The organism is uncultured Bradyrhizobium sp., from assembly GCF_964252615.1.
Lineage (GTDB): Bacteria > Pseudomonadota > Alphaproteobacteria > Rhizobiales > Xanthobacteraceae > Bradyrhizobium.
The window spans coordinates 1-6,308 of record NZ_CAXUNQ010000093.1; the positions used below are offsets into that span (position 1 = coordinate 1).

Annotated in this window: 6 protein-coding genes and 1 pseudogene; 4 read left to right on the plus strand and 3 right to left on the minus strand. The window is 66.3% G+C overall.

What is annotated here, in order from left to right:
- The first annotated feature begins 169 nt into the window (after positions 1 to 169).
- Positions 170 to 1,282 carry a cyclic nucleotide-gated ion channel gene (locus tag ACFE72_RS23925; protein WP_375415614.1) on the plus strand — a complete coding sequence of 371 codons (1,113 nt, stop codon included), beginning with the start codon at positions 170 to 172 and terminating at the stop codon, positions 1,280 to 1,282.
- A gap of 11 nt (positions 1,283 to 1,293) precedes the next feature.
- Positions 1,294 to 2,076 carry an enoyl-CoA hydratase/isomerase family protein gene (locus ACFE72_RS23930; protein ID WP_375415615.1) on the plus strand — a complete coding sequence of 261 codons (783 nt, stop codon included), beginning with the start codon at positions 1,294 to 1,296 and terminating at the stop codon, positions 2,074 to 2,076.
- A gap of 235 nt (positions 2,077 to 2,311) precedes the next feature.
- On the opposite strand, the gene ACFE72_RS23935 is transcribed toward ACFE72_RS23930, so the two are convergent.
- The 3 genes from ACFE72_RS23935 to tsaD all read right to left on the minus strand — a co-directional run bounded on the left by ACFE72_RS23935 (position 2,312) and on the right by tsaD (position 4,932).
- Positions 2,312 to 2,725 (minus strand): EVE domain-containing protein, encoded by a 414-nt coding sequence (locus tag ACFE72_RS23935; RefSeq protein ID WP_375415616.1) that lies wholly within the window; start codon positions 2,723 to 2,725, stop codon positions 2,312 to 2,314.
- A 109-nt stretch (positions 2,726 to 2,834) separates the two neighbouring features.
- Positions 2,835 to 3,815: an NAD(P)H-dependent glycerol-3-phosphate dehydrogenase gene (locus ACFE72_RS23940; protein ID WP_375415617.1), complete on the minus strand. Its 981-nt coding sequence runs from the start codon at positions 3,813 to 3,815 to the stop codon at positions 2,835 to 2,837.
- Between the two features lie 13 nt (positions 3,816 to 3,828).
- The gene (gene tsaD, locus ACFE72_RS23945) at positions 3,829 to 4,932 is read right to left on the minus strand and encodes a tRNA (adenosine(37)-N6)-threonylcarbamoyltransferase complex transferase subunit TsaD (RefSeq protein ID WP_375415618.1); all 1,104 of its coding nucleotides are present in this window, start codon (positions 4,930 to 4,932) and stop codon (positions 3,829 to 3,831) included.
- 116 nt (positions 4,933 to 5,048) lie between these two features.
- On the opposite strand from tsaD, the gene ACFE72_RS23950 reads away from it, so the two are divergent.
- Entirely contained in the window at positions 5,049 to 5,795 is a 747-nt protein-coding gene (locus ACFE72_RS23950; RefSeq protein ID WP_375415619.1) for a uroporphyrinogen-III synthase, read from the plus strand.
- 63 nt (positions 5,796 to 5,858) lie between these two features.
- Positions 5,859 to 6,308, plus strand: a pseudogene (locus ACFE72_RS23955) (hypothetical protein); the annotation flags it as partial.

The following is a 6,308-nucleotide window of genomic DNA, read 5'->3' on the forward strand; positions in this document are numbered from 1 at the left end:
CGCGGCACCACACGCCGCGTCAACCGCGGGCTTGACCGGCTTATTCATCGCTCTTCGAAAAAGGCTTTTGCGGCGCTCGGACCGCGCAGAGATGTGTGCATACAGTAGGGATACCCCTGGTCTTGCGCCGCGCGTTGACGGCCATTCCCCGCGCGGGCAACGTGCGCACATGTCCAGGCCGTTCATTTTCCCCTATCTGGCGCAACTCGCAACTGCCGCGGCGGGCCGCCGCATGCCCGCGGCCGCCTATGTCATTGTCGCCATTGGCTTGATCGCGTTGCTCGTTCTCTCGGTCGATCCCGTTTATGAAGCGGCATCGTACTGGGTTGAAGCCGCGCTTTCGGCCTGCCTCGCCTTTTTCGCGATCGAATGGCTGGCGCGCCTGGTCCGCGCCGTCCGCGCGCGGCGCGGTCGTGCCTATGCCTTGTCCGGCGGCGGGCTGGTCGATGCCGTCGCCGCGCTGGCGGTGCCTGTCGCTATCGTCGGCGGCGCCGACATCCGGTCGGCGTGGCTGCTCGGCGTGTTCTGGCTGCTCAAGCTGGTGCCCGGAATTCCGGGACTGCGGCGGCTGCGGCGGGTGCTGGTGCTGGAATCCGGGCCGCTCATCAGCGTGCTCGTGCTGTTCCTGATGGTGCTGTCGTTCGCCTCGGTGGCGGTGCATGTGCTGGAGCGCGCCGTGCAGCCGGTGGCGTTCGGCAGCCTGCCGGCGACCCTATGGTGGGCCGTTGTCACCCTGACCACCGTCGGATACGGCGACGTGGTGCCGGTGACGCCGCTTGGGCGGCTGGTGGCGGCCATCGTGATGATCTGCGGCCTCGGCGTGTTCGGCCTGTGGACCGGTATTCTCGCCACCGGCTTCGCCGCGGAAACCCGGCGCGACAACTTTCTCAAGACCTGGGCGTTGGTGAGCAGGGTGCCGTTCTTCGCAGCCCTTGGTCCGGCGGCGATCGCCGACGTGACGCACATGCTGCGCACCATGGACCTGCCACCGCGCGCCATGATCGTGCGCAAGGGGCAGCCGGGCGACTGCATGTACTTTATCGCCGCCGGCGAGGTGGAGGTCGATCTGCCCGGCAAGAAGGTGCGGCTTGGCGAAGGCGCATTTTTCGGCGAAATGGCGCTGCTCGGCAATCGTCAGCGATCAGCCAACATCAGCACGACGCAACTGTCGAAGCTGCTGGTGCTCGACCTCGTGGATTTTCACGTGCTGATGGCGCGGCACCCCGACCTCGCCGAGACCATCGACACCGAAGCCAGGCGGCGCGCGCTGGAAAACAAGTAGCGGAGAAACCTATGTCCGACCTGGCCGCGGCGAGCACGCCGGTTCTTTCCATCGAAGGTGCACGGGCCACCATCCGCCTCAACCGGCCGAAACATCTGAACAGATTGCAACCCGACGATCTCGATGCGCTGTTGCAACTGTTCGACCGGCTCGAGGCCGATGCCGCGATCCGGGTGCTGGTGCTGACCGGCACCGGCCGCGCCTTCAGCGCCGGCTACGATCTCGGCTCGATCGCCGAGCGGGCCGCCGGCGCAAGCGAGCAGCAGAGCGCGGGATCTGCATTCGAGATTGTCGCCAACCGGCTCGAGGATCTTGGCATTCCGACCATCTGCCGCCTTAATGGCGGCGTCTATGGCGGCTCCACCGATATGGCGCTGGCGTGCGACTTCCGCATCGGCGTCGACACCGCCGAGATGTTTATGCCGGCGGCGCGGCTAGGACTGCATTATTACACCAGCGGCATCAAACGCTACGTGTCGCGGCTCGGCGCCGACAACGCCAAAAAACTGTTTCTCACCGCGCAGAAGATCGAAGCCGCCGAAATGCTGCGGATCGGATATCTCACCGCGTGCGTGCCCGCCGAATCCCTCGATGACGAAGTCGACAGGCTCGCGACCATTCTCGCCGGCAACGCGCCTGTCGCGATGCGCGGCATGAAGCGCGCCATCAACGAATTTGCCCGCGGCCAAATGGACGAAGATGCCGCCGACCGCCGCGCCCGGCACAGCATGCGCGGCGCTGAAATCAAGGAAGGCATCAGGGCGTTTTCGGAAAAGCGGCCGCCGAAATTCTGAAGCGGAGCCTGGCTTGCCGCCTGCACGTCTCGGCGTCCTGAAAGTGTGTGAACGTTTCCTTCATTCCGGCAAACGTCTTTGCGAGGGAGCCTTTGCGACCAAGCAGTCCGATGCTCCAGGCTTCTGGATTGCGTCGCAGATCGTGCGGCGCGTCGCGCCGACACTGGCTCGCAACGACGCAAACATTTCACATGCTTTCGGGCTGACGGCGGTCGTCCTATGGCTGCCGCAGGCGCTACAGTCCGCCCATCTTGCAGACGATCTTCCATTCCTCCGCCGTCACCGGCTGCACCGACAGCCGCGAATATTTCACCAGCGCCATGTCGGCCAGCCGCTTGTCGGCCTTGATCGCCGCCATGGTCACCGGCGTCTTCAGCGGCTTGTCCGCCTTGATATCGACGCAGACGAATTTTCCGGTCTTGTCGGTGGGGTCGGGATAGGCTTCGCGGATCACTTCCGCGATGCCGACAATGTCCTTGCCTTCATTGGAGTGATAATAGAACGCGCGGTCGCCCGTCTTCATCTTCACCAGGTTTTGCCGCGCTGTGAAATTGCGCACGCCGGTCCAGGCCTCGCCCTTGGCGCCCTTCGCGACCTGCTGATCCCATGACCAGCTCGATGGTTCCGATTTCACCAGCCAGTAGTTCATGGCGCTCACCATCCACCCGTCTGGCCGGACTGTTCCGGCCGTCTACGTCTGTTTGCCGCCATTTTATCAAGACGTGGATGCCTGCGACAAGCGGGCATGACGGAGCGGGTCATCCCTCCGCCTTGAACGGCCGCGTCAGCAGATTTTCAATCACCTCGTCGATCGTCGCGGTACCGCGTAAAATCGCAGCGACCGCCTTCGATACCGGCATCTCGATGCTTTTCGAAGCGGCCAGTTCGATCAGCACGGGTGCCGTGAATTCGCCTTCCGCAAGCCGGGTCCGCGGCAAATTCTCGCCGCGCCCGAGCGCGATGCCGAGCGAGAAGTTGCGCGACTGCGGGCTGCCGCAGGTCAGGATCAGGTCACCCAGGCCGGAAAGGCCGGACATGGTCTCGGTGCGCGCGCCGCAGGCGCGGCCGAGCTGCACCAGCTCGCTGAACCCGCGTGTGGTCAACGCGGCCTGCGCCGAAGCGCCCAACTGCCTGCCGACCACGATTCCGGCGGCGATGGCGAGCACGTTTTTCGCGGCGCCGCCGATCTCGACGCCGCGTATGTCGGTGGTGTGGTAGGGCCGGAAGGTCGACGACCCCAGCGCGTGCACCAGCGCGCCCGCCAGCGCCTCGTCCTTTGCCGCCAGCGTCACCGCGGTCGGCAGCCCGCGCGCCACGTCACTGGCGAAGCTCGGTCCGGACAGGATGGCGGGCACCGCGCCGGGCGCGGTCTCCGCAATCACCTCCGTCATGAATTTGAGGGTGCCGCGCTCGATGCCCTTGGCGCAGGCGATGACCGGCGTCGCTGCAGCGAGGTGAGGGACAAGCGCGGCAGCGGCGTTGCGCAAATTCTGCGCCGGCACGGCCAGCAGGATAATGTCCGCGCGTGCGGCGTAGGCGATATCCGAGGTCACGGCGATGCGCGCATCGAGACTGACGCCGGGCAGCCGCGGGTTCATTCGCCGCGCGGTCATTCGTGCGGCCGCTTCGGCGTTGCGGGCGTAAAATACCACGTCGCGGCCGGCCCGCGCGGCGACGTCCGCCAGCGCCGTTCCCCAGGCGCCCGCGCCGATCACCGCAACGGACTTGTAAGACGGCATGGCGCCTGCCTCGCTAGAGTTTGGCGCGGGTGTTGGCGAATCCCTCCGGCGCGGTCGCATTGCCGTCGAGCAGCCAGCGCGCGCGGGGGGCGGCGTCCATGGTGTCGGTCAGTCCGATCGCCAGCCGCTCCGCGCCGGCCCATGCGATCATCGCGCCGTTATCGGTGCACAAGGCTGGCGGCGGAATGATCAAGGTGGTCTCCGCCTTGGCGGCGACCGCCTGTAGCGCGCCGCGGATGGCTTGATTGGCGGCGACGCCGCCGGCCGCCACCAGCGCCCGGGGGCTGCCGAATTGCTCCTGAAACAACCTCAGTCCGACGTTGAGACGATCGGCGGTCGATTCCAGCACCGCCGCCTGGAAGCCTGCACAGAGATCGCTGATGTCCTGCGGCTCCAGCGGAGCCAGCCGGCTGGCCTCGTTGCGCACGGCGGTTTTCAGTCCGGACAGAGAGAAGTTTGCATCGTCGCGTCCCAGCATCGGCCGCGGCAACGCAAACCGTTGCGCATCGCCGCCGGCAGCGGCACGTTCCACCTGCGGGCCGCCGGGATATGGCAGCCCCAGCATTTTCGCGACCTTGTCGAAGGCTTCGCCCATGGCGTCATCGACCGTGGTGCCGAGGCGAACATAGTTGCCGACGCCGAGCACCGCGACGATCTGGGTGTGCCCGCCGGAGGCGAGGAACAGGCAATAGGGAAAGGCCAGCGCGCAAGTCAGCCGCGGCGTCAACGCGTGGGCTTCGAGATGGTTGACCGCGATCAGCGGCGTGTCATGCACCATGGCGATCGCCTTGGCGGTGGTAAGGCCGACAATGACACCGCCGATCAGGCCGGGACCGGCGGCGGCTGCAACGCCCGACAACTGCGCGAATCCGATGCCGGCCTGCTTCATCGCCTGGGCTACGATGCCATCGAGCGCATCCACATGGGCGCGCGCCGCGATCTCCGGCACCACGCCGCCGAACGGCGCATGTTCTTCGGTCTGCGAGCGCACGATGTTGGACAAGATCCGCCCCGCCCCGTCGGCCTGCCGCTCGACCACGGCGGCTGCGGTTTCATCGCAGGTGGTCTCGATCCCCAGAACCAGAACCGGGGCCAACGTCGGGGTGTCGTTATCCAATTTCAGCCCTTGCGTTGCCGGCCGAACCGGCGTTTTCCTTCGGCTGGCGTATCATTGCGAGGCCATGGCGTGCAATCTTCCGTTGACGCGGCAGTCCTGTTGGCCGGAGCGTGATCATGGCGATCCTCGTGACCCGCCCGCAACCCGACAATGAGGCTACCGCAGCAGCATTGCGGACCAAAGGACACGGCGTATTGCTGGCGCCGATGCTGCGGTTCGAGCCGGTGGCGTTTCACGACGACGCCGACGCGCGCTACGGCGCCGCCATCGTCTCCAGCGCCAATGCGCTGCGCGCCATCGAGTCCGAACTTGCCGCCGGCCATCTGCTGAAGCTGCCGCTGTTTGCGGTGGGAAAACGCACGGCGGACGCCGCCCGCCGTGCCGGATTCCGCGACGTCAGCGTGGCTGACGGCAATGCCGCCGCATTGCGCGACCTGATCGTCGCCAGCGTGCGCGCCAAGACGCTGAAGAAATCCAGCACGCTGATCTACCTTGCCGGCGCCGATCTCGCCGGCGATCTCGCGGGCGAATTGGGCGAACGCGGGTTCAGTGTCGTCACCCATACCACCTACCGGATGATCCCGGTATCGAGCCTGCCGCAAGCCGCATGCGAGGCATTCGCTGCCAACACAATCGAGGCGGTGCTGCATTATTCGCGGCGCAGCGCGCGCGCGTTCCTGGACGCGGCGCGGGGCGCCGGCGTCGAAATCTCCGCGCTTTCGGTGCCGCAATGCTGCATTTCGGACGCGGTGGCGTCGATCCTCCGTGACGTCGGCGCACCGCGAGTGCTGGTGGCGCGTACTCCGGACGAAAATGGCTTGTTTGAGGCGATGGATCGTGCGCTGGCCGCGTTATCGCGGTAGGAGAACCGGCGCCGATTCTGATAAGGGTGGTGCCAACGCGATACCGGCAGGGAACCTTTGACGATGGTTGACGACAAGTCCGACAACATTGATCCGCAGGCGGATCTGAACCGACCCAAACGCGCGCCGCCGACGCTCGACCTCGATGCCATCGAAATTTCAGACGAAACCGGGAGCGAGAGCCCCGCGAGTACCGCCGACAAGCCTGCTCCGCCAAAGGCGCGGTCATGGCCGACCGTGATGTCCTCTGCGATCATCGCGGCCATTTTCGGCGCCGGCGCCGCAGCATTGGTGGTCTGGACCATGGGGTGGCCCGGCCGCGCCCCGCTGCCGCCGGCTCCGCAGGTCAACAACGCCGCACTCGATGCGCTCGCCGCGCGAATTGCCAGCGTCGAGTCCAAAACAACCACGGCGCCTCCCGCTCCGCAGATCGACAAGGCCGAGATCGATGCGCTGGGTACGCGAATAGCCGGCGTCGAATCCAAGCTGGCTGCCCCGGTCGCTGCTCCGGAT